General features: G+C 34.1%; 19 protein-coding genes. 5 read left to right on the top strand and 14 right to left on the bottom strand.

The genetic code is table 11. The features are described from left to right. The first annotated feature begins 341 nt into the window (after positions 1 to 341). Together brnQ and FC97_RS11440 are read left to right on the top strand one after the other, a co-directional pair. Positions 342 to 1,745, top strand: a complete 1,404-nt coding sequence (gene brnQ, locus FC97_RS11445) for a branched-chain amino acid transport system II carrier protein (RefSeq protein ID WP_082397555.1) — start codon at positions 342 to 344, stop codon at positions 1,743 to 1,745. A gap of 1 nt (position 1,746) precedes the next feature. After that, positions 1,747 to 2,229, top strand: a complete 483-nt coding sequence (locus tag FC97_RS11440; RefSeq protein WP_054643240.1) for a GNAT family N-acetyltransferase — start codon at positions 1,747 to 1,749, stop codon at positions 2,227 to 2,229. A 56-nt stretch (positions 2,230 to 2,285) separates the two neighbouring features. Here the strand turns inward: FC97_RS11440 and FC97_RS11435 are convergent, their stop codons facing one another. The 10 genes from FC97_RS11435 to FC97_RS11390 all read right to left on the bottom strand — a co-directional run bounded on the left by FC97_RS11435 (position 2,286) and on the right by FC97_RS11390 (position 14,097). Continuing rightward, entirely contained in the window at positions 2,286 to 3,344 is a 1,059-nt protein-coding gene (locus tag FC97_RS11435; protein WP_054643241.1) for an SIS domain-containing protein, read from the bottom strand. A 20-nt stretch (positions 3,345 to 3,364) separates the two neighbouring features. Further along, on the bottom strand, positions 3,365 to 4,171 hold the full coding sequence (locus tag FC97_RS11430; RefSeq protein ID WP_054643242.1) for a PTS system mannose/fructose/sorbose family transporter subunit IID: 807 nt from the start codon (positions 4,169 to 4,171) through the stop codon (positions 3,365 to 3,367). Next, positions 4,164 to 4,973, bottom strand: coding sequence for a PTS mannose/fructose/sorbose/N-acetylgalactosamine transporter subunit IIC (locus FC97_RS11425; protein WP_054643243.1), 810 nt, complete (start codon positions 4,971 to 4,973; stop codon positions 4,164 to 4,166). Before FC97_RS11425 ends, FC97_RS11430 begins: the two co-directional genes overlap by 8 nt. Positions 4,974 to 4,975: 2 nt before the next feature. Then, positions 4,976 to 5,461: a PTS sugar transporter subunit IIB gene (locus tag FC97_RS11420; RefSeq protein WP_056968252.1), complete on the bottom strand. Its 486-nt coding sequence runs from the start codon at positions 5,459 to 5,461 to the stop codon at positions 4,976 to 4,978. 6 nt (positions 5,462 to 5,467) lie between these two features. Further along, complete coding sequence (locus tag FC97_RS11415) at positions 5,468 to 5,875, bottom strand: PTS sugar transporter subunit IIA (RefSeq protein ID WP_056968250.1); 408 nt, start codon at positions 5,873 to 5,875, stop codon at positions 5,468 to 5,470. 76 nt (positions 5,876 to 5,951) lie between these two features. Then, complete coding sequence (locus FC97_RS11410) at positions 5,952 to 8,654, bottom strand: sigma 54-interacting transcriptional regulator (RefSeq protein ID WP_054643245.1); 2,703 nt, start codon at positions 8,652 to 8,654, stop codon at positions 5,952 to 5,954. 205 nt (positions 8,655 to 8,859) lie between these two features. Further along, positions 8,860 to 9,639, bottom strand: coding sequence for a sulfite exporter TauE/SafE family protein (locus FC97_RS11405; RefSeq protein ID WP_054643246.1), 780 nt, complete (start codon positions 9,637 to 9,639; stop codon positions 8,860 to 8,862). Positions 9,640 to 9,660: 21 nt separating this feature from the next. Continuing rightward, the gene (locus FC97_RS11400; protein WP_054643247.1) at positions 9,661 to 11,589 is read right to left on the bottom strand and encodes a beta-glucoside-specific PTS transporter subunit IIABC; all 1,929 of its coding nucleotides are present in this window, start codon (positions 11,587 to 11,589) and stop codon (positions 9,661 to 9,663) included. Positions 11,590 to 11,673: 84 nt separating this feature from the next. Beyond that, complete coding sequence (locus tag FC97_RS11395; protein WP_054643248.1) at positions 11,674 to 12,504, bottom strand: PRD domain-containing protein; 831 nt, start codon at positions 12,502 to 12,504, stop codon at positions 11,674 to 11,676. 159 nt (positions 12,505 to 12,663) lie between these two features. Then, a complete protein-coding gene (locus FC97_RS11390) occupies positions 12,664 to 14,097 on the bottom strand; it encodes a sulfatase family protein (RefSeq protein ID WP_054643249.1) in 1,434 nt (477 codons plus the stop codon). 155 nt (positions 14,098 to 14,252) lie between these two features. On the opposite strand from FC97_RS11390, the gene FC97_RS11385 reads away from it, so the two are divergent. Further along, a complete protein-coding gene (locus FC97_RS11385) occupies positions 14,253 to 15,113 on the top strand; it encodes a formylglycine-generating enzyme family protein (RefSeq protein WP_054643250.1) in 861 nt (286 codons plus the stop codon). 111 nt (positions 15,114 to 15,224) lie between these two features. Here FC97_RS11385 and FC97_RS11380 read toward each other — a convergent pair whose 3' ends face one another. Both FC97_RS11380 and FC97_RS11375 read right to left on the bottom strand, forming a co-directional pair. Continuing rightward, complete coding sequence (locus FC97_RS11380) at positions 15,225 to 16,565, bottom strand: glucose-6-phosphate isomerase (protein WP_025086399.1); 1,341 nt, start codon at positions 16,563 to 16,565, stop codon at positions 15,225 to 15,227. 55 nt (positions 16,566 to 16,620) lie between these two features. Then, complete coding sequence (locus FC97_RS11375) at positions 16,621 to 17,241, bottom strand: VanZ family protein (RefSeq protein WP_054643251.1); 621 nt, start codon at positions 17,239 to 17,241, stop codon at positions 16,621 to 16,623. A 113-nt stretch (positions 17,242 to 17,354) separates the two neighbouring features. On the opposite strand from FC97_RS11375, the gene FC97_RS11370 reads away from it, so the two are divergent. Next, the gene (locus FC97_RS11370; protein WP_056968248.1) at positions 17,355 to 19,529 is read left to right on the top strand and encodes an LTA synthase family protein; all 2,175 of its coding nucleotides are present in this window, start codon (positions 17,355 to 17,357) and stop codon (positions 19,527 to 19,529) included. A gap of 83 nt (positions 19,530 to 19,612) precedes the next feature. Beyond that, a complete protein-coding gene (locus FC97_RS11365; RefSeq protein ID WP_054643252.1) occupies positions 19,613 to 21,781 on the top strand; it encodes an LTA synthase family protein in 2,169 nt (722 codons plus the stop codon). 110 nt (positions 21,782 to 21,891) lie between these two features. On the opposite strand, the gene FC97_RS11360 is transcribed toward FC97_RS11365, so the two are convergent. Both FC97_RS11360 and FC97_RS11355 read right to left on the bottom strand, forming a co-directional pair. Beyond that, the gene (locus FC97_RS11360) at positions 21,892 to 23,397 is read right to left on the bottom strand and encodes a sensor histidine kinase (RefSeq protein ID WP_054643253.1); all 1,506 of its coding nucleotides are present in this window, start codon (positions 23,395 to 23,397) and stop codon (positions 21,892 to 21,894) included. Further along, the gene (locus FC97_RS11355; protein ID WP_054643254.1) at positions 23,397 to 24,146 is read right to left on the bottom strand and encodes a response regulator transcription factor; all 750 of its coding nucleotides are present in this window, start codon (positions 24,144 to 24,146) and stop codon (positions 23,397 to 23,399) included. Before FC97_RS11355 ends, FC97_RS11360 begins: the two co-directional genes overlap by 1 nt. Between the last annotated feature and the right edge of the window lie 66 nt (positions 24,147 to 24,212).

Here is a 24,212-nt window from a genome sequence, read left to right as displayed (position 1 = left end):
GGAATTTCGAAAATCATTTCTGAGTTCGAGGCCGAAATGTAGGTTTTCGTGGTTGCCACCATTATCAGGCTAGCGGATGATTGTCCGTTAAGTGAGTGAGTATTTTTTTGAATACTCAAAAAAGGTGGTACCGTTCTACTTGAGCCCTTTTCCTTAGTTGGAGAAGGGCTCTTTTTTATAGTCTCTTAGTGACTTTGTCACTCTAGAGACTATTATGGGGGCATCTAAGGATGCCCGTATTCCTTGCCTTTTGATTTCAAGCATTTAAAGGCGCTCCATAACGTAGAAAGAAAATCCTCATTTCAAATATCTATATTATTAAAAAAAGGGGTGTGTATCATATGCAAGATGATTTTAATTATAATTTTTCAGGGGAAGCTAAACCCAAACACAAAGTTTGGCATCTATTGATTGTTAGTTCATTGATCTTTGGAATGTTCTTTGGATCAGGTAACTTAATTTTCCCAATTCACTTAGGACAACTTTCTGGTAATAACTGGTTCCCAGCAGCTTTAGGATTCGCTGTTTCTGGTTCTTTATTCCCATTACTAGCTATCTTGGCAGTCGTCGTTACTAAGAGTGATGGCCTCTATGATTTAGCTAGACCAGTTGGTAAATATTATGCTGCTATCTTTTTAGTTCTTGTTCATTTGACAATTGGACCATTCTTTGGAACGCCAAGAACTGCCGCTATGGCCTATGAAATGGCAGCTAAACCTTTCTTACCTGCAAAATTCAACACTGTTGGTATGTTCTTATTCACTGCTCTTTTTTTCGGATTAGCTTACGTTTTAACGGTCCATCAGAGTCAATTATTAAAATATGTTGGAAAATATCTTAATACGATTTTCTTAGTCTTATTGGCAATTATCTTCATCGTGGCTTTTCTAAAGCCTATGGGTGGTTTGAACCATATGCCAACCTCAGCTTATCAAACTAATCCTTCCGTCAATGGTTTACTCGAGGGTTACAACACCATCGATGCTGTCGCTCTATTAGCTTTAAGTGTTACCTTTGTTCATGCCGTTAGAGGTTTAGGATATAAGGATAAAGAGATGTCTCGTTTAACTGCTAAGGCTGGTTCTTTAAGTATCAGTTTAGAAATCCTAGTTTATTTTGGATTAGTATTATTAGGTGCCTTTAGTTTAAATAAAATGAACTTATCGGCTAATGGTGGAGATGCTCTTTCAAGCATTGTTAACTATTATTTCGGTAGCTTTGGAACAGCCTTTCTTGGCGTTTTAGTTACTTTAGGAGTTTTCACCACAGCTATGGGATTAGTCGCTTCATTCTCACAAGATTTCCACAAGTTATTCCCTAAAGTTAGTTATCTAGCTTGGTTACGAGTTACAACCTTCCTATCATTTATCGTCGCTAATGCGGGACTTGATAATATCATTGCTTGGTCATTGCCAGTACTGATGCTTCTGTATCCTTTATCATTGGCTCTAATTTTAGCTTCTTTAACTGTCCACGCTAAACCTTATGCTGGCGTAGTATACAAAATGACCATTGCATTCACAATTCTACCTGCTATCTTCGATATGTTGAATGCCTCACCTGCAGCTGTCACTAACCTAGCTTTTGTCAAATTGGCTTTGAGATACTATCATCAATACATCCCATTGGCAAACTTAGGATTGGGCTGGGTCACATTAACATTAGCCGGATTCGTATTAGGCTTAGTTATCGGAAAAATGGGCAACTTTGCAAGTGTCAACAATACCGTTGAAAGTCGAGATTAAAATGAATTTTGAAATAGTCAAAGCCACTCAACAAACTGATTTTAAAGCTATCAAGGAAGTTTACTATCAAACTTGGAATTACGCATATATCGGTATCGTTCCACAATCGTTTTTAGATCACTTGACAACCGATATTTGGCATCCTGAAGAACGTGTCAACAATACCTTAATTGCCACCGTTAATGGAAAGATAGTCGGTGTCTGTACCTATGGACCAGCACGTCGGAAAAATTATGTCGGTTATGGAGAAATCTATTCGATCTATGTCTTACCCGAATTTCAACATCAAGGCATTGGTCAAAAACTCTTCCAATCTGCTCTAAATATTTTACAAAATGACTTCAATAAATTTTATCTGATTGTTCTAAAAGATAATCTGATTGCTCAAGCCTTTTATGAAATGTTTGGATTCGAATCTACTGAAGAAAAATTAGTTGAACATACTGCTTATGGAGATTTGGATGAAATAATCTTTACAAAATAAAGGAACCACTATGACGTTGAAAATTCATAGTGATTCCCTTTTTCAATTACTTAATTTTAATGATTATATTTTTTACTTCCTAATTTCATATGGAAATTAGGGTCCTTAGGTTCACTTGGATCCACTCCCATTAGCTCAGGAACTGATGATGCCATTACTTGTAATAACATTGGAAAAATAAATGTTTCAAAATCTTTGGGAACATTAACACCATATCCAAATCCATTATCATACTTTGCAACATTGATATTTATAACATAAATATTATTTGTCCAATCTCCTAATACTTCAACCATTCTTTTAACTCTAGGCTCTGTTCCATCATCAAGAATAAAAATGGTTGACTTTTCATCAATTGCATTATAAATGCCATGAATAAATTCATCAAAATCATATCCAGTTACTGGAATTCTACATGTTTCTAAAATTTTTAATGCATCTTCCAGTACATCTCCATACAATGCCGACGGCCCAACTACACGAAGATTGTCCATTTTAGAAAGCTTTACTTTATGCTCCTCAACCCAATCAAACGCATTTTTATATGCTCTAGAAAATTGATCTAAAGTTTTTCCCAAATTAGAAATGTCATTATTGAATTCCGCTTCAGATAAATTACCATTTTCTAAACCAATGTAATCTGCTAGTAATAGTAAATTTAACTTTGTAGCATAAAAGCCCTTAGTTTTAGCACCTGCATGTTCCTCACCAATATTGACAGTTAAAATATCATCTGCTAATTGATCAATATAAGCATTCTTTTCTCCTGCCATTGTAGCAATTATACAGCCATTGTCCTTAGCAATTTTCATGGCATCAAATGTACTTAAACTACTTCCACCTTGAGAGATACCGATAAATAAAGTATGGCTACTATCAGACATAAAGACTTCTGGTGTAATCATAAATGGATAGAACGCATATACCTCGACTCCCGTTCTCTTTCTCATAACCTCTTGCATTTGTAATCCTGAATGATAGCTTGTTCCTGATCCAGTAATAATAATTTTATTTACCTTTCTTCCTTTTACATCAGAAAATAACTTTTCTGATCCTTTAATTACCTTGTTTAATTGATCTGGTGTTTCCTGAATATACTTTTGAATTAAATTCATAATTATTTCTCCTCGTAATATTATAGAATTCCAATAACATGTAATAAAATACCTAAGATTAATACAGCAACTGTTAATTTAGAAATACTTACTTTCTTTCTAATTAACCAAAAGACTAATAAAGTTACTACAAGTGGTAATAAGTTAGGAATAATTTGATTAAAAATACTCTGAAGTTTAACAGTTGCGCCTGACATACTGAACTTTAATGTTGTTTTGACTGGTAACATTGTTGCCACCATTCCTCCAACAACCATCATTCCAATTATTCCAACAATTGACATAATTTGATTCATTACACCATTTTTTTGTATTTTCTCTAATGAATTGACTCCCCATTTATACCCATAAGACAATCCATAAATTCTTAATAACCAAGCTGGAATATTATATAGAAGTAAAAATAAAATTGGTCCTAATATACTCCCCTGTTTAGCAAAGGAAGCACCAATACCAGCTGCAATAACTCTAAAAGTACCAAATAATAATGAATCTCCAACTCCAGCTAATGGAGCCATGAGTGCTGCTTTAACTGAGTTAATAGAGTCTGGATCCATTTTATTTGAATCATCAGAATATTGTTCTTCCATAGCAGTAGTTATCCCCAAAATAGCTGGGGTCATTGCAGGGGTACAATTAAATAATGCAAGATGTCGAGTTAATGCAGCCGCTTGATCATCTTTATTGGAATACAATTTTTTTATAATTGGTTCCATAGAAAATGCATATCCAATGTTTTGCATTTTCTCATAATTAAATGCTCCTTGAAGAGCAAATGAACGCCAAAAGACGGATCTCAATTCTTTTTTAGTAATCTTATTATTCAAAGTCGATATCTCCTTCCGTCAAACCATTATTAACATCTTTCTTGTCAGATGAGTCTCCACTATCGTGATGGCTATTATCTCCTTTATCTCCGAAGATACTAATTATCAAAGCTATACAAGTGGCTAAAATAGCTATTCCAGTAATTCCAATATTGAAATAAGAACAAATAAAGAATCCTAAGAAGAAAAACACAAACAACTTTTTGGAGAATAACATGTCTAACAAAAGTCCAAATCCAACTGCCGGTAGAAGATTTCCGGCTATTGTAAGACCATCGATAATTACTTTGGGAATTGCATTAATAATAAGATTTATTTTTGATGCACCTAATAACATTGCCAAAAATGTTGGTAAAAAGGCACTTAAGAAGAATAAAAAAGCAGGAATCCATAACATTCTATTTATACCTTTAAAATCAGCCTTTAAAGCATATTTATCTGCCCTATGAGAAAACCATAAGTTAATAACCCTAACAAGAGTTCCCAAACTCTGTGCCAAGACTGCGACTGGAACGGCAATGGTCAAAGCTATTCCTATACCCTTCCCAGATACAATGGCAAGGGCAGTACCAATAACACCACCAGTGACATAATCAGGCGGTGTTGCAGCGCCGATACCTGCTATCCCCATCCAAATAAGTTCAAGCTGTGCGCCAATAATAATTCCCTGCTTAATATCTCCTAATGCTATTCCAACAAAGACGCTTAAAACGATTGGTCTACCAAACAATGTCGAACCCAAAATTCTTTCATCTAGAATACCGATACCAGCTATTAAACCTATTAACAGTGCTTTTACCATGGTTATACCTCCCTTAGTAGGTCATTTAATCCTAAGCGTTTATCTCTTGGCAACATTCTAAAATCTAATTTGACTCCCATAGAGTCGATCTCTTTCAAATCTTTTATATCCTGATCAGATACTGCAACAAACTCATTCAACTTTTTCTTTCCATCTTCAAACTTTAAACCACCAACATTAAGTTCTTTTATTGTGCCATTAGATTCTTTAATCAATTTCAAAGCATCCTTTACGGTTCTTACAAGTACAAGAACTTGTGCTTTTTTTGCTGATGCAAATTTTTCTACAATTGGTCCAGATTCTTCAATACTACGAATATACAGATTAACTCCTGCCGGCTTGGCTAAATCTAATGCCATTGCCTTAATTTTGTCTTTTTGCGCCTCATCATTTGCTACAAGAATTGTGTTAGCACTCGCATCGGACGTCCATCCAACAGCTACCTGACCATGCACTAATCTTTCATCAACTCTTACAAGTTTTAACATTATTAACTAACTCCTTTCCGATATGGCCTTATTGACATCAACCACACCGCTCTTGGCTGAATCAATAATTTTATTTGTTAAATCATTAACTGATATATCATCATTATCTGAGGTAACTAATGACAAAAGCATGGGAAGATTTAAACCCGTCAATAATTTAAATTTATGGCCCTGAAGCAACAATTCCATACATATATTGGCTGAACTACCTCCAAATAAATCCGTTAATATAATTAAATTTGATTCATCAACGGACTCTATCAAATATCCTAATTCTTTTTTTCCAGATTCACTAGATTTGTCCTTAGTCATCCCAAAACATTCGATATTATCTGTTTTTCCCACTATAAGTTCCAAAGTATTTTTAAATTCAAAACTTAAATTACCATGTGTTGCTAAAATTATATTTTTCATACGATCACCTCCACGACCTTTACACTTTTATATAAGCAAAAAGCATGCCAATGTTCTGTGAACACTGCATGCTTTTCTACAAATTAACTACGATATCCCTAATGTAAGCTATTTCCGTATCATTAACATTTATTGAGAATGCCTTTTGAATCACACTAATATCCTTTTTTATCACACTAAAAGATTTATCACGTATAATATTATCGTTGTTGCCATTGTATAGCTTTATATCATTTCCACGTATTACTCGTTCTACCATACTAGCAATATGGACATACAAGGCTATTTGAATTCTATTTGATAAATTAAAATTTAAATCATTTTTTAATTTATCAATATAATTTTCTATTAATGGCATTACCTTATCTGGTGAAATAATTGTCAATGAATCTATTATTCTATTTAAAGAAAAATTCTTAACCAGCTGTGGTTCTATACTCATCAATTGTTCCTGTGGTACAACTTGAGAAAGTACTTTCTTTAATCCTGATATCTTTTCACCAGATATAATTTCTTCCAATCCAAAATAAGGTACTCCCGTAATGTTTGGATTATCTACTCCAACTATTGCAAGTATATTGATTTTAGAGAACAAGTCTACCCGTTTATAATTAACTAATTCATGGTAATCAAACGCCATAATTCTAATATTTCTAATCCCTTTAAAGCTATTATTTAAAATTTTTTCTATCCGTTTGGCTGTTCCCATCCCTGTCATACAAGTTGTAATTATTACATTATCTTTGACAGCATTCTGATTAAACAGAGTACTATCTGGAACTATTTTCTTAACATCTTCTCCAATGGATTTAAAGCTATTATTATTTAAAATCTTATTTCCTACATCTAATGCCATCGGCGTACTTACATTACTAATTATCAGAATTGGAAAAGAGTAAAACTTTTTTACCTTCCTTACAATGGTATTCAAAGACCCCATATCTATAAGTATTATTATTCCATTCTGAGGATTCATACTATTTATTACTTTCTTTAATTCATTAACCATACTATTTTCTGAAATATCGGGTTTCATATCTATTGAATAAAAGACCGGACTTTTTAAAAACCTATTACAAGTATCTGCCATACTACTTGCGGTTGCATATCCATGGGACATTATGATTCCTGGAGTTTCAGTGACATTGGATAAATCATTTTTCGATATTAAAACGGACAACCAAAACAAATCTCTGTCACTCAACTCAATTTCAAAGCGTCCTTTTAATAAAGGCAATAATCTTTTAATTAAATTAATCTCCTTACTAAAAAGCTGTGATAATTCAAAAGATATTTTGTCATTATTAACTGAAGAATTGTTTTCCTTATTCACTCCCATCAAATAATAGATATACAAGGCTAAATCATATATGGATGAATTATTTAAATTCAAATCATCAAAGTTCATTATATCTAATATATCTTGAATACTCTTAGAGATATTATTAACTAATTCCTTTTCCTGCAAAGTTAAAGAATAAAGAATATGTCTGGTCATATCAAAAATAATCTGTATATATTTTCTTCTGCTCAGTACATGTTTTTCGTCCATCATTTTAATATAATTCCAAGTCATTCTCATCTTGTAATAAATCGATTGATTATCGTCATTATCTTTCAATAAACTTTCATTACCATCAAACTTAAAAAAACTATTTTTATTTAAATTAATATTTTGATTTCCAAATGTTGATTCACCATTATAACCAGATATTTTGGGAGGCAAATCAATAAGCTTAATATAGATTTCCTTTGAATTAATATCTTCTGAATATTTATTAGCAACTATATTCTTAACTAGATTTTTAACTTCCCCGACATTAGCCTTATAGTTATAAATATATAGTTTATTCAAACATTGATTTGAAACAAATATTCTCTTCTGAATACTTTTACTTTCCGATCTAAAAAATTCATTAATCAATGACCTTTTTTCAAATACACCTCTATGATCCAAAGAAGGCAGTTTGATCTTAATCGGAACTCTTCTTAAAAATGTTTCTAAAAATGTACTTTCATCTTCAGTCGTAGCAAACATCAATCTAGTTTTAGAATGTACTATTTTCGAATCATCTCCTACAGGTGAATATGATCCTGTATCCATATATGTAAATAGCTTCTCCTGACCAGATGCACTCAATCTATGAACCTCATCTAAAAATAAAATTCCATTATTTGCTGATTCAATTGCCCCAACTTTGTCCTTGATTGCACCTGTGTAGGCGCCTTTAACATAACCAAATAACAAACTAGACAATAATTCCGGATTATTTGCATATTGTGCACAATTAATAATTATCAATTTTGCACTTTTATCCAATAGATGAATTGATTGCGCATATTTAAATGCTTGCTGAACGATAAAGCTTTTCCCAGTCCCTGATTCCCCAAAAATTATAGCCGGTAATCCATTATTAGGGTAAAGTAAGGAAGCCTTAACCTGATCAATTGGTGAGCGAAGACTGCCATTCCAACCGATTATTTTCTCCAGCACATTATTCTTTTTCTCTAAAAGATAATCTTTCTTGAAATCTTCTATGCTAAGATATTTAATCTTATTCAAATTTATATTTTCTAAATGAAGGTATATAACAGGCCTAGTATTTATTTTTACTAGTTTGCCATCCTTAAATAGCTTATTTAATTGCTTGCTAACAATGGTTCTATCCATTTTCAAATCACTTGATATAGTTTCGGTAACAGGAGCAGATAGCATACTAAAATCTTTTAAAAAGAGCTTAGTGTACTTATCGACATAATTCAAAATATTATTATCCATTTAATCCTCCATAATTAATCACACTATACATTTTTTATGCACACTAATATTACCATCCGCGAAACCGATTTCAAAGCTATGCTAAATGAATTAATAAAGAATTCTTCATTCTAAGATTCTGGTAAGCAATATTTAAAGCAAAAGACATCATCCCTATCAGGATAATGTCTTTTCAGTTTCAACTTACTAATAATTTTTAAATGTCTTATAATGCCTGATATATATTAAGCACAGCGACAAAACTTAGTGCAATCATCAAAACATTATATATATTATTTACTATTTTATTCGATAATCTTTGATTGATTAATGTTCCAATATATCCACCCACAATTGCAACAATAACTATAACGATGGTCGACCTCCAATCAATAAGCGAGTAAGTACCAGATATAAAATTCAACATTAGTTTTGATAGTTGGGCAAAAAATATGGTTACTATCGAATAAACTGTGGATTCTTTCATAAAAAATGAGAAAAGAATCATGAACATTGCAACGTTTAATGGTCCTCCACCAATTCCCATAAATACAGAAACCAAACCTAATATCAATCCTACTAAAAAGATTACAAATGGATTTCTCAATTCTTTACTAACTACTTTTTTTTGATTTATACCATACACTATTATAAAAACCAAAGTAATTAGTAAAAGAGCATTTTGTATTACTTTAACGTAATTATTGGATAAGCTTTTTGTACAAAAATCAAAAATGCCTTCTCCAACTAATCCACCAAAAATGGATCCAAGCGATACATATCCGACAGTTTTCTTATCAAATCTAAATCCATTTCTTTTTTGTTTGGTTATTGAAACAATACTCATAGTAAAGACGGCCATAGCAGAATACAGTCCAATAACGGTTGCGGAGTCTCGAGCTACCAAATCAAATAATGGTTTTATAATCACTCCACCACCCAAACCTGTAATGGCACCAATAATAGTAGCAAACAAAACAATTATTCCATATAAAGCATTTGTCATCTTATTAATCCACCTCAATATTTAAATAATTACATGTAATTCTCGCTGTTTAAAATCGGGAACAACATCTAAATACTTATTGGTATCAGTTACAATGACCGGAGTATCAACAACATATCCAGCCTCCTTAATCTTTGGAACATCAAAATCTAGCAGTAACTCACCTTGTTTCACACTATCTCCTTGCTTTACATGAGCAGTAAAATATTTACCTTTCAAATTTACGGTGTCCATACCAACATGAATCATCAACTTTACTCCTGTATTGGATTCAAGCCCAATAGCATGTTTCGTTGGAAATAGAACATCTACAGTTCCATCAAATGGAGCATAAATCTTACCATCCTTTGGAGTAACTGCAAAGCCTTTCCCTAATAGTCCCTTAGAGAATACTTCATCTTGCAAATCGCTAAGCTTTTTTAAATTACCTTTTAGAGGTGATGAAATGTCAAAAATATTTTGTGCACCAACCGGTAGAACACTTTCTTTTTCCAGATTATCATCATTAAAATTACTCTGTTTATTAACTTTTTTACCATCAGTAACTGGTTTATACATAAAGAAAAATGTAACTATAAATCCAACTACAAACGCAACAACCATTGCGATTAAATATCCATAAAAGGAACTATCCATTCCCTTTGGTCCAATAAAGGATGGTATTGAGAAGATTCCCGTAGCACCCATTATGTACATTTTTGTTCTAAAAATACCTGAAATTAAACCTGCACAGCCGCCTGCTATCATACCGCCTGCGAATACTTTTTTCCTTGGCAACGTGACACCATAGATAGCCGGCTCGGTAATACCAAAAATGGCTGAAATAAAGGCGGGAGTTGCCGTCTCTCTCAATTTATTACTCTTAGTTTTAATAATAATTGCTAAAACAACCCCAGCCGTTGCTAGTGGAGTATAAATTGCATTTGCCCAAAGTGGATCATAACCTAGAACAGCCAAATTATTCATGGTAATTGGAACAACGCCCCAATGCAATCCAAAAATAATTAGCACTGGCCATAATGCGCCTAGCACCATACCCGTTATAACTGGACTTAGATGATAAATTGCAAGAATTCCTTTCCCAACTAAATCACCGGCCCATGTAATAATCGGTCCTACAATCAAAAATGTTAATGGAACCGAAATCAATACTGTTAAAAATGGTACTAAAGCTGTAGCAACAATTTTTGGTATAACTTTTGTAAGAATTTTTTCTACTTTTGAAGCCAAGTACGTTGCGGCAATAATTGGTATAACGCTGGATTTATATTGCATTAAAATCACAGGAATGCCTAAAAATTTAATATGGATTGCTGACTGAAATGCTGAACCGGCAAACAATGTCATTAGAGTCTTTCCTGAGACTGTTGCAGCAACAATATCCGGATATACTAGAGCTGCTCCCATCAACATACCAATAAATGGCTTTAACCCAAATTTCTTAGCGGACGTATAACCTAAAAATACTGGTAAGAAATAAAATAAGGCATCACCTGCTGACTGCAGGATTATATATGTCCCTGAAGTCTTGGTATAAAATCCTAATGCAAAAAATAATGCATTGAAACCTTTAATCATACCAGCTGCCATCATAGCCGGTAATATTGGTGTAAATATTCCAGAAACAAGATCAATAAATGTATTTAATATACTTTTCTTCTCATTTGTTTCTTCATGTTCTGTTGTTTCAGAATTCTCTGGATTAAAACCAGAAACCTTTAAAAAAGCATTATAGACATCCGTTACAGCATTACCAATAACTACCTGATATTGGCCTCCGCTTTTAACAACGGTAATCACTCCGTCCATATCCTTTATCACTTCAGTATTTGCTTTAGATTCATCTTTTAATACAAAACGCAATCTTGTAACACAATGTGTTAAATTTTTTATATTAGATTTACCACCAATGTTATCAAGAATATCTTGAGCCAAAGTATCATAAGCCATAAATATTCATCCTCCTAACAAAAAACAAGACTATCAAAGTTAAGAAAACACTTTAATAGTCTTGCCAGCTTTATCTGTAACAATCTATTTTTTATACTCTTTTAGTAATCTTTCAACGTGTAAAGTTAAATACAATAATTCATCATCAGTTAATTTAGTTTCTAAATAATTTTCAATCATTTTTGCTGATCTATACGCATCTTTATATTTGTCCTTTATGTAGACCAAAATATTATTCTCGTCATTTAATTTTCTTTCGCCTAGTTCAATTCTCTTCATTAAAAAATTGAGATGAATTGTAAATCTATCCAATGATAATGAATCTACATCAAAGTTAACATGATTCGTTATCCTAACTAATCCCAAAATATCGTGAATTTTTTTTGTATTAGTAATGACATCATCAATATTAACGTGACTATCCATTCTAGAGGTTATCAAGTGCATAGCTATATTTGCTGCCTCTTCGGAATTAATATTCTTTTTCAAAGTTAAATTAATTAAATCAACCGCCCAAAGTGATACCTTCATTTCTTCTGGATATAGTCTTTTCAATTCAAAGAACATTCTATTATGGATTACAATTCCCTTTAAATTCATTTGAATAAGATTATAAATATGATCTAACAGTGATACATATAACATTTCTGTAAATCTACAATTTAGAACTTTTTCTGCATGTATAACAATATGTCCAGTTAACTTAGTATATTCTATAGGGACTGTTTCTATTAAATTTGAAAGCTTACTAAGCACACCCTTTTCTTGCAATACAAAGACATGTTCGATCTTATCCTCGTCAACATCATCTCCAACCTGCTTTTGAAATCCAAGCCCAGCACCAATATAAATACATTCATGCTGATCCTTTTCAGAAAAAATAGCATTATTGTTTAGTATCTTCTTTATCTTCATTTAAATCCGTCCCTTTCAATTGTAGACAAAAAGAAACAGACTAATCCTGAAGTACTAAACGTACTAACAAGATCTAGCCTGCTTCTACAGTAACTACTCTTGAATTCTTACAACAACGTCATTATATTTTATTCAGTTCAAAATGTAAAGGCTTTCTTTTTAAAATCTTTTATCTTCTTTTACTGGGACTACGTCTGATGTTGATACCATGTGTTCTAATAATTGGTTCTTCATATTTCCAATAATAGTTGCATACTGGATATTATTAATCTCATTATTCTTTTCTAATGAATCTTTTTCCAAATCATAAAACTCATCTTGCTCATATAAGCGATAAATATATTTATATCTATCATCACGAATCATTAAAGCCTTAGTATGTTGTGGCATCTGAGCTTGCTCATTTAATCTTGCCCAATATGGACTTGCTTTTGTATGTCCACTTTCAGATGCTTGTGGTTCATTTTTAAGTCTGCCACCCTCTGTATATACATAAGCTCTAAATTCATTTTCACCATTTATAACTGGTTCCAAAGATTTACCAAACTGAGTATGATCTTCTTCAACGCCATTCATCCCCATTAGAGTAGCTTGAACGTCAATTAATTCAACCAAGGCATCCGTACTCCTTAATACCGGAGCACCTTGACCTTCTGCCGGCTTTATAATCAAAGGAACATTAGTCAATACATCTTCAAACGTGTTTTGATTCTTCTCAGAAATACCAAAATCACCCGAATAATCACCATGATCAGCCATAAAAACAATAGTCGTATCATCATAATGACCTGTTTCTTTTAGGGTATCAATAAGTTTGCCAATATAATAATCAAGCTTAGTTCCCATCGCATAATAAACTCGCTTTAAATCCTTAAGTTTATCGTTGTCCCACAATTTTATATCTTGATTATTCCTAATACCTGTTTCAATACTTGGCTTCTTTTCGTCTTCTTCATCAGTCAAAGTAATTGGATCAGGAATCTTCTTGGGATCAATCATATCATACCATTTCTTCTCAATCTGATATGGGGGATGTGGTAATGCTAAAGCTAAATACATAAATGACGGTTTATCATCACTATAACTCTTTATGAAATCTTCTGCTGCTTGTAATTCAGGAATATCAGGTGAATCTATATCCTCCTTAATTCCGTTAAAAAAGGTATAATCCGGTTTTATGTCCTTATTAGTCTTTTTATGTGCCTGACTCATTGCTTTTTTAAATTGTGCAGCAAAACTATCATGTCTTTCATCACAATATTTGTCTTGGTCAGCATCCAATCGAAGAAAATCGTTTCTTCCACCCCAGTAGACATAGTAACCGGCATTTTTAAAAGTCTTAAGTACATTAGGCTCATATTCAGGCATTAAATAATGCATTGTTCGATATCCATGTGTATGCGGATACCAGCCAGATAAGAACGAACATCTACTAGGAACACAAACGGGCAATTGACAAAATGCATTGGAAAATGACACTCCATCTTCCGCTAAGCTATCAAGATTAGGTGTCACGACAGCCTTATTCCCAGTATAACCAATTGAATCAGCTCTCCATTGATCAGCTATAATCCAAATAATATTTTTTTTCATTTGTAAATCCTTTCTTGTCAGTCCCTACTAGAAAGCTTACTTTTTCATTGTATGCACTTACATCAAAAAAATCAACGGGGATTGAAAACGCTTTTTTTAAGATATATACTTTTTTGATGTATTATCTTTCTAAAATTTGAAAAGAGGATAAATTTATGGAATTCAAAAAAATTATTGGTAACGATTTTTTAATGGGAGCTGTAGATAATGAAGGTTTTCCAGAGGATCATGAAAAACCCAGAACAAAAGTAAATATTCCTGATTTTTACATAACAGATACAACTATTACAAATGCAGATTTTAAAAGATTTGTTGATGAAACTAATTACATCTCAGAGGCTGAGGCAGCTGGATGGGGCTTTGTTTTTTACGGTTTACTAAATTCTGAAAATACTGATGCACAGAAAGTTCCGGATACTCCTTGGTGGAGAATAGTAAAGGGAGCATCTTGGAAACATCCTTATGGGCCTAAATCAAGCATCAATGATTTAATGGACCACCCTGTTGTTCATATTTCCAGAAATGATGCTTTGGTTTTCTGCAAATGGTCAAAAACAAGATTGCCATCCGAGGCAGAGTGGGAATATGCAGCTCGCGGTGGTAATAATGATCTAATTTATCCATGGGGAAATAAACTTGTTGATAATAAAGGATACCACGCTAATACATGGCAAGGATCTTTTCCTAATAATAATGATAAATCTGACGGTTTCTTTGGCACAGCTCCTGTATATTCCTTTGAGCCAAATAGCTTTGATCTATATCAAGTAATAGGAAATGTTTGGGAATGGTGTTCTAATAAACGTGGAATTCCATTAAAAGATTTTCAAAATAAAAATGGAAAAGATTTTTGGTCTTCTAATGATCAATATAGTGAAGACGAATACGCAATGCGTGGTGGTTCATTCCTTTGTCATGCCTCTTACTGCAACCGATACAGATTAGGTGCAAGAAACGGAAATACCGCAAATTCAACTAGTAGCAATGTTGGATTCAGAGTTGTAAGGGATATTTAATTTTCAATAATAATATAATCCAAAATTCCTCATATTCTAAAAATATGAGGAATTTTTTTATAAAAAAAAGTGTCCTAATATATAGGACACCTCAACAGTTAATTTATAAAATTATAGTCTCTTGTTTAATTCTTCGCCAAGTTCTTCATAACCAGGACGGCCAAGTAGACCAAACATGTTCTTCTTATATGCTTCAACACCTGGTTGGTTGAATGGGTTAATACCGTTCAAGTAACCAGAAATACCAACAGCAATTTCAAAGAAGTACATCAAGTAACCTAAGTTATAAGCATCTTGTTTTTCAATATGAACTGTCATAACTGGAACGCCACCGTCAGTATGTGCAAGAACAACACCTTCGTAAGCCTTCTTGTTAACAAAGTCCATTGACTTGTTTTCCAAGTACTTCAAACCATCAAGGTTATCTTTTTCAGCAGGAATCTTAACATCATGTCTTGGTTGGTCAATCAAAACAACTGTTTCCATAAGGTTACGACGACCTTCTTGGATATATTGACCTAATGAGTGCAAGTCAGTTGAGAAGTTAGCTGATGATGGGTAGATACCCTTTTGATCTTTACCTTCAGATTCACCCATCAATTGCTTCCACCATTCACCAAAGTATTGAACGTTTGGTTCGTAGTTTTCTAGCAATTCTGTTGTGTATCCTTTACGGTACAAGATGTTTCTCAAAGCAGCATACTTGTAAGCGTCATTCTTTGTAAGATCAGCTGATGAGTAGTCTTCACGTGATTGTGCAGCACCTTCCATCAACTTGTCGATGTCAATACCAGCAACGGCAATTGGCAATAGACCAACAGCTGTAAGTACTGAGAAACGACCACCGATATCATCAGGAACAACGAATTCTTCGTAGCCTTCAGCATCTGATTCTGTCTTCAAAGCACCCTTAGCACGATCTGTTGTAGCATAGATACGGCCCTTAGCACCTTCAACACCATACTTTTCAATCAACTTAGCTTTCAAAATACGGAAAGCGATTGAAGGTTCTGTTGTTGTACCAGATTTTGAAATAACGTTAATACTAAAATCACGGTCACCGATAACATCAAGAAGATCAGCTAGGTAATTTGGAGAAATTGAGTTACCACAGAAGTAAACTTCTGGAACATCCTTTTCATTCTTAACGTTATAGAATGATGAACTTAGAAAGTCGATTGCAGCACGTGCACCTAAGTATGAACCACCAATACCGATTCCAACAAAGACTTCTGAGTCTGATTGGATCTTCTTAGCAGCTTTCTTAATACGAGCAAATTCATCCTTGTCATAGTCGACAGGTAGATCGATGAAACCACGGAAGTCAGCACCAGCACCAGTACCCTTACGTAATTCATCGTCAGCAGCTGTAACAAGAGCTTGCATTTCGCCAACTTCGTTCTCATGAACGAACTTGCTCAATTTTGAATCATCAAATTTAATTTGTGTCATTTTCTCTCCTCCATATATATCGTCAAAACTAGATTAATCATTTTTGAAGAAAATTTCAAATTTTTATTAGCTTTTTTATCCATTTTCCTACAAAATATAAAAAATATCCTACCGCAGCGCCGAGAGTATTAAAGATAACGTCATCAATATCCGTTACACCAGTGTTCAAAATAAACTGAAGCGTTTCAATCGAAGTCGAGATCAAAGCGCCAATGAGGACAACTTTGAAGAAACCAAAGTGTCTTTCTGTAAGCGCCGGTATAAATATTCCCATTGGTACGAACCACACAATATTACCATATAAATTATAAAAAAAGTCGACTAAAGACTGACCATTTAATAATTTTATCGTTTCTACTAGTGGAATTATATTAATTTGGGATAATGGACGGTGCCAATAAAACTTGAATTGCCAAATGAAATAGCCATCTCGAAAGACTGTTAAAGCAAAAAGTAGGAGAACATAGAAGACAAATACCGTTAAGCCAAATTCTCGGCCAAAGCTAGTATTTTTCTTTTTAACTTTTACCCATATGTACCTTAGGATGACGAAAAATAAGGTATATAATATTGCTTTATCCACAGCATAAAAAGAAAGCCTAATCAATGGAAAATGATTGAATCTTGACGCATACTTTTCAAAAATGTATGTATACAACGGTCCTAAAAATATCATTTTTCTTATTCTTCCCCACTTTTTACCTATAACGTATTATACTAACAATTAAACAATTTATTTAGTCCCTAAATAGATTTTATTAAAGAATTTTTACAAATAAGGAATTATCAATGAATAGATTAAAAATATTTTTGAGTAAAAGGCTAGGTTTTCTAACGCTTTTAGTCTTTACTCTTTGGCTCAAAACCATTATAGCTTATTATACCGATTTCTCTCTAGGCGCAACGGACCCGTTACAACATTCAATTCTAATTCTTAATCCTATTGCTACTTCCGTTATTCTACTTAGCATATCGTTATATGTTACACGTTCTCGAATCTCTTACATCGTTATGGGTGTGATATACGTTCTTGAATCAATTCTTCTTTATGGAAATGTGCTTTATTATCGTGAATTAAGTGACTTCTTATCTTTCAACACTATCACCAGTGCTTCAAAAGTTTCTAAGGGACTTGGTGGCAGTGCTACCAGCCTAATTCAAGTACATGATATTTTCTACGTTTTAGATTTTATTATTATCGCCATTTTATTATTTACCCACTTTATTAAAATTGATCCTCGTCCAATGAAAAAACTAACCGCTGTAGCAACGACTATGTTGGGTATTTTTCTCTTCTCACTTAATTTAACTGTTGCGGAAAGCAATCGTCCTCAGCTATTGGGTAGAACCTTTGATCGTTCTTATATTGTTAAATATTTAGGTTTAAATACCTTTTTGGCTTACGATTCAATTAAGACGGTGCAAAACAATCAGGTTCGTTCTGAGGCAGTTGGTACTGATATGGATGATGTCTTATCTGATGTCCAAAAGAATTACGCTAAACCAAACCAAGCCTACTTCGGTAAGGCTAAGGGTAAAAATATTATCATTATCCACTTGGAAAGTTTCCAACAATTCCTAATTAATGACAAAGTTAATGGTCAGGAAGTAACTCCGTTCTTAAACAGTCTTTATAACGATAAAAATACAATGTCGTTTGATAATTTCTATCACGAAGTTGGACAAGGACGTACTAGTGATGCAGAAAACATGCTAGAAACTGGTCTCTTCGGATTACCAGAAGGATCACTCTTCACCAAACTTGGAAGTGACAACACCTTCCAGGCTGCCCCAGCTATTCTGGGCCAAAAGGAGGGCTACACTAGTGCTGTTTTCCATGGAAACGTTGGTAGTTTTTGGAACCGTAATTCCGTTTATAAAAATATGGGTTATAATTATTTCTTTGATTCCAGTTACTTTAATAAAAGTGATGATTCAATGCTGGGATTCGGTATGAAGGATAAACTGATGCTTTCAGAGAGCGTGAAATATCTTGAACAATTGCAACAACCGTTTTACGCTAAATTTATTACTGTAACCAATCACTATCCGTTCCAATTAACTGATGAGGATAAAGATGATTTCACTCCACCAGATACTGACAACAGTACTGTTAATGGTTATTTTGAAACGGCCCATTATTTGGACAATTCTTTGAAGGAATTCTTCAGCTACTTAAAGAGCAGTGGAATTTACGATAATTCAATGATTGTGCTTTATGGTGATCATTATGGATTATCTGATAGTCAAAACACCGATCTGGCTCCCGTCCTAGGAATTGATTCCAAAGATTGGACCGACTTCAACGATTCTCAAATGCAGAAAGTTCCTTTCATGATTCATATGAAGGGGCTCAAAGGTGGCATCAACCACACTTACGGTGGTGAAATTGATGTCTTGCCTACACTGCTTCATTTGGCTGGGATCAACACAAAACAGTATGTTCAATTAGGAACCGACCTACTTTCAAAACAACATAATCCAATCGTAATTTTCCGAAACAAGAATTTTGTCACACCTCACTACACTGTCTTAAAAGGCAATAGTGATCAACCTGAGGTTTATCGGAATAAAACTGGTGAACTAGTCGACCTCAGTCAGAATCCAATTCTCAAACAAAAAGTTAAGAAGTGGCAGGAATATGTCAACGACAAACTTAAACTTTCAGATACTATTAATAATAAGAATCTTTTGAGATTCTACACGCCAAGTGGATTCACACCGGTTAACCCTAAGAATTATGATTATCAAAACGAAATTCAAAAACTCGTTCAGACACGTAATGACTTAGGTCTAAAATCAACTAGCGTCTATTCACAAAATAATAACAAATCGACAACGAGTCTATACACTACCGATGCACCTGAATTAAACGGTGATCGTACTTATATCGATAGTTGGTCTAGTATCTTAAAAGAGGATTCCGAAAGCAAGAGTAATAATTCTACTTCCACCAACAAATAAAGTCAGCCTTAGAGCTGGCTTTTTTTATTGGTCCAGATAAAGTATTATTACGTAGTGAACTAATTATGTTATGAGGAACTTTTATGAAAAAAATTAAATCCGTATTAAACACTAGATTAGGATTTATGACCTTTTTAATTCTTTGTCTATGGTTAAAAACCATCGTTACCTACTATCTTGATTTTTCCCTAGGTATCGAAAATCTTTTACAGCACTTTTTTTTAATCGTTAATCCATTTGCCACAGTAGTCTTACTGATGAGTATTGCGCTCTATTTCAATAAGGGAATTTTATCTTACATTGCCATGGGGATTATTTATGTTGCTGATTCAATTTTTATCTACAGCAATGTCCTGTACTTCCGTTCTTTTTCTGACTTTATCTCTTTCAATTCCATTACCGGTGTTGGTAAAGTTGCTAAGGGACTGGGTACTACAACTCTTGGTGTTGTGCAGGCACGTGATGCCATCTATCTAATTGATATTGTCATTATTGCCCTCTTATTTATTTTCCATTTCATCAAAGTTGACCGTCGTCCTTTCAGAAAGTTGAACGCTGTAGCAACAACTTGTTTAGGTTTAATGCTGTTTTCAGCCGATTTGGCGGGTTCCGAGGCTAATCGTCCTCAATTACTAGGAAGAACCTTTGATCACTCTTATATCGTCAAATATTTAGGAATAAACGCTTTCTTACCCTATGATTCAATTCGATCCGTTCAAAATGATCAAGTACGATCAACAGCTACTGAATCAGAGATGGATAAAGTCCTTGATTATGTCCATCAAAACTATGCCGCACCTAACCCAACTTATTTTGGTAAAGCTAATGGCAAAAATATCATCATTATTCATTTGGAAAGTTTTGAACAATTTTTGATTGGTTTAAAAGTTAATGGTCAAGAAGTTACACCATTCTTGAATAAGCTTTATCATGACAAAAATACTATTTCCTACGATAATTTTTTCAACGAAGTCGGTAGCGGTCGGACTAGTGATGCCGAAACAATGTTAGAATCTGGATTATTTGGTCTCCCTACTGGTACTTCCGTCTTTACCAAATTGGGAACTGCCAATACCTTCCAAGCAGCACCAGCCATTCTTGCACAAAAGAAAGGCTACAGCAGTGCCGTTTTCCATGGAAATGTTGGTAGTTTCTGGGATCGTAATTCAGTTTATAAGAATATGGGTTACAATTATTTCTTCGATAAGAGCTATTACGACACTAAAAATCCTGATACTGCTTCACTCAATACTTATGGTATTAAGGATAAATTGTTGCTGTCTGAAAGTGCTAAGTATCTTGAACAGATGCAACAACCTTTCTATACAAAATTTTTAACTGTTACTAACCACGTTCGTTATCAATTCTCGGATGAAGATAATGGTGACTTCAAATCTACTGATCTTGACGATGACGAAATTAATCAATACTTTAAAACTGCTCATTATTTAGATAAATCTGTCGAAGAATTTTTCAATTATTTGAATGATACTGGACTGTCAAAAGATAGCATGATCGTACTCTATGGTGATCATTATGGCCTCGACAAAAACAGTAAAGGCGATAGTCAGCACAAAGAATTAGCTACTGGTCTTTTCGGCCAAGATCCTGACACTTGGAGCAAGTTCAACGAAACACAGTATCAACGAGTTCCCTTTATGATTCACATGAATGGACTTAAAGGTGGAATCAAACACACTTATGGTGGTGAAATTGACGTCCTACCAACAATTCTACATCTGGCCGGAGTTAACACCAGTCAATACGTTCAATTGGGAACAGATCTATTATCGAAACAACACAGTTCTGTTGTAGCCTTTCGAAATAAGAGTTTGATTACACCGAAATATACGGTCTATCCGAATGATTCCGGGAGTCCAACTGTTTACGAAAATAAAACTGGTCAAGAGATCCCTTTGAAAGATAATCCAAGACTAGCTATGCAGGCCGACAAATGGTTAGAAGATGTCCGTCTAAAATTAAAGGTTTCCGACAATGTTAATAACAAGAACCTCTTGAGATTCTATACACCTACAGGATTCACCCCAGTTAATCCAACTAATTATTCTTACCAGAATCAAGTTCAACAATTAGTCAAACGTCGTGATGAATTAGGCGTTAAATCAACTAGCATCTATTCTCGTAATGGCAATAAATCGACCACTAGTTTGTATAATACTGATGCCTTACAATTACAAGATGATCGTTCGCCAATCGACAGTTGGTCGTATTTAAGTAAAAAAGAGAAATAACCACACCAACATTTGAATAAGAACCAAAAAGAGTGTTCACATCAAACTGAAATATATCAGTTTTGATGTGAACACTCTTTTATTTTAAATCTAGGCAAAATCTTTTAGACTTAACGATTACTGCCTTCTTTATTCTCATTTGGTTTATGTTCATAACCTTCATCAAAGAGCGTTACGGTGAAGGTTGTCCCTTCATTTTCCTTACTCTTAACTTCAATTTCACCACCATGATTTTCAATCAACTGATGAACAATTGACAGTCCTAAACCAGATTCTCCATACTTACGGTTCTTTCGTGAAGGATCAGCTTTGTAATAACGATCCCAAATGTTCTTAACTTGATCTTCTGACATCCCTATTCCGGTATCAGAAATGGTAAAGACAGAGGCATGACGATCTTCCTCACGAGTTCCACTGACAAAAATCTTGCCATCATTAGTAAACTGAATTGCATTTTGAATAATATTAAACATAACTTGAACAAAACGATCGTAATCAGCGAAGGTCTTTAGTTCACCATCATATTTCCTCAAAATCAGTTCATCACCAGATTCGGCAGCTTTTTTCTCCAACTGTGAAGTAATATCAGTCAAAGGTTTATTGGCATCAAAGACTCGCTTAGCCATGGTGATCTGGTTAGTCCGAATCTTCTCATAATCCAAATTCTCGTTAACTAATCTAATTAAACGTTTTGTTTCATTTCTCATCAACTGGATACTTTGACCTTTAGACTCTTCAGGAATAGCATCATAGGCCAAGCCCTCTAATAATCCATTAATGGTCGTTAGCGGCGTTCTCATTTCATGTGATGCATCAGCCATGAATTCCTTTCGCCGTTGCTCTTGACGCTTAATTTCAGTATCTGAGGCTTCTAGAGACTTAACCATTTGGTTAAAGTCCTCTGCCAAATCATCTAACTCATCGCGACCCTTACTTTCGATATGAACCGAGAAGTCATTATTGGCAACTTTCTTCGTCGCACTACGCAATCGGTTGATTCGATTAACCTGATATCTTGAAAGTAAGAAACTCAAAATAATTGCCGCTAATAGTGAAATCAAAAGTGCAAAGTATAAGCGACTATTGATCTCACCAATATTAGTCTGCAATTCTGAAACATCTGATCCAGCCCAAACAGCCGCAATCAGCTTCCCATTTTGAAACCACGGTGTCAGAACATAAACATAACTTCGATTATCGTCCTTCCGTAATCGAGGGTTACCTTCAGTATCTTGTAATTTTTGCACATTTCGAATTGTCTTACCCTGTTTAAGCTTCTTCCAGTAAGAATCCTTCAAATGTAACTTTACATTAGTCGGCGGTGTTGGATAGACTTGATTGTTGTTATAGTCAAAAATAGCAAATTGTACATTTCTTTCTGACAAAACTTGTTCAACCGTTCGAATATTATCACCAGTAATATTATGAATCTGCCCCGTCTTAGGGTCAGTCTTCAAAGCAATTTTCTCCAAATTACCAGCATAGCTTTCCAAACTCTTATAGGTCCGATTATATTCCCAGCTAGTTGAGGCACTCGTAACTGAATATAAAATGATCCCCAAGGTCGTTAAGATAACAATCAAAAAGCTCAGCATATTTTGGTAAATTAATTTCATTATGCCTCAGCCCTTGCAGTCGTATCATCAAATTTGTAGCCCACGCCCCAAACAGTTTCAATAACTTGTGGACCTACTTTTTCAATCTTTTGACGTAGCTTCTTAATATGAGCATCGACTGTTCTTTCTTCTCCAAAATAGTCGTAATCCCAAACTAGTTCTAGCAATTGTTCACGTGAGAAGACTTGCTTAGGTTTGCTAGCTAGAGTCTTCAATAAGTCAAATTCCTTTGGTGTCAAATCAGGGATTTCCTTATCATTCAAATAAGCTTCACGCGTACTAGAGTTGAGCTTAAAGAAACCAGTATTGATGTCGAACCCATCATCTGCTTCTTCCACTGTTGCATTGACATTTTTGCTTTCAGCTAATTTTTCAGCCATATTCTCATCACGTCTGTGGATCGCTTTCATACGGGCAATTAAAGTGATAGGACTGAATGGTTTTGTAACGTAATCGTCAGCACCAAATTCTAGTCCCAATACCTGATCGCTTTCGGTATCGCGAGCAGTTAACATAATAATTGGCACAGTTTTGGATACTTTACGAATCTCTTTAGCAACTTCCATTCCGTCTTTACCCGGAAGGTTTAAATCTAGCGTGATCATGTCCCAATCGTTGGGACTAGCATTGAACATATCAACGGCTTCGTTACCATCATATGCAAAACTAGCATCCCATTTCTCTTTTTGGAAGAACATTCCCATCATTTCAGAGACGGACTTATTATCCTCAATCATTAAAATTTTCATTAATATCACTCCATGACTATATCATTTGTAAAAAAATTGTTAACATGTTACAAGTATACAAAATTT

The sequence above is a fragment of the Companilactobacillus kimchii DSM 13961 = JCM 10707 genome (assembly GCF_001435445.1).
Lineage (GTDB): Bacteria > Bacillota > Bacilli > Lactobacillales > Lactobacillaceae > Companilactobacillus > Companilactobacillus kimchii.
Note: the sequence above shows the minus strand (reverse complement) of the source record. Positions and strands in the feature narration are given on the sequence as shown.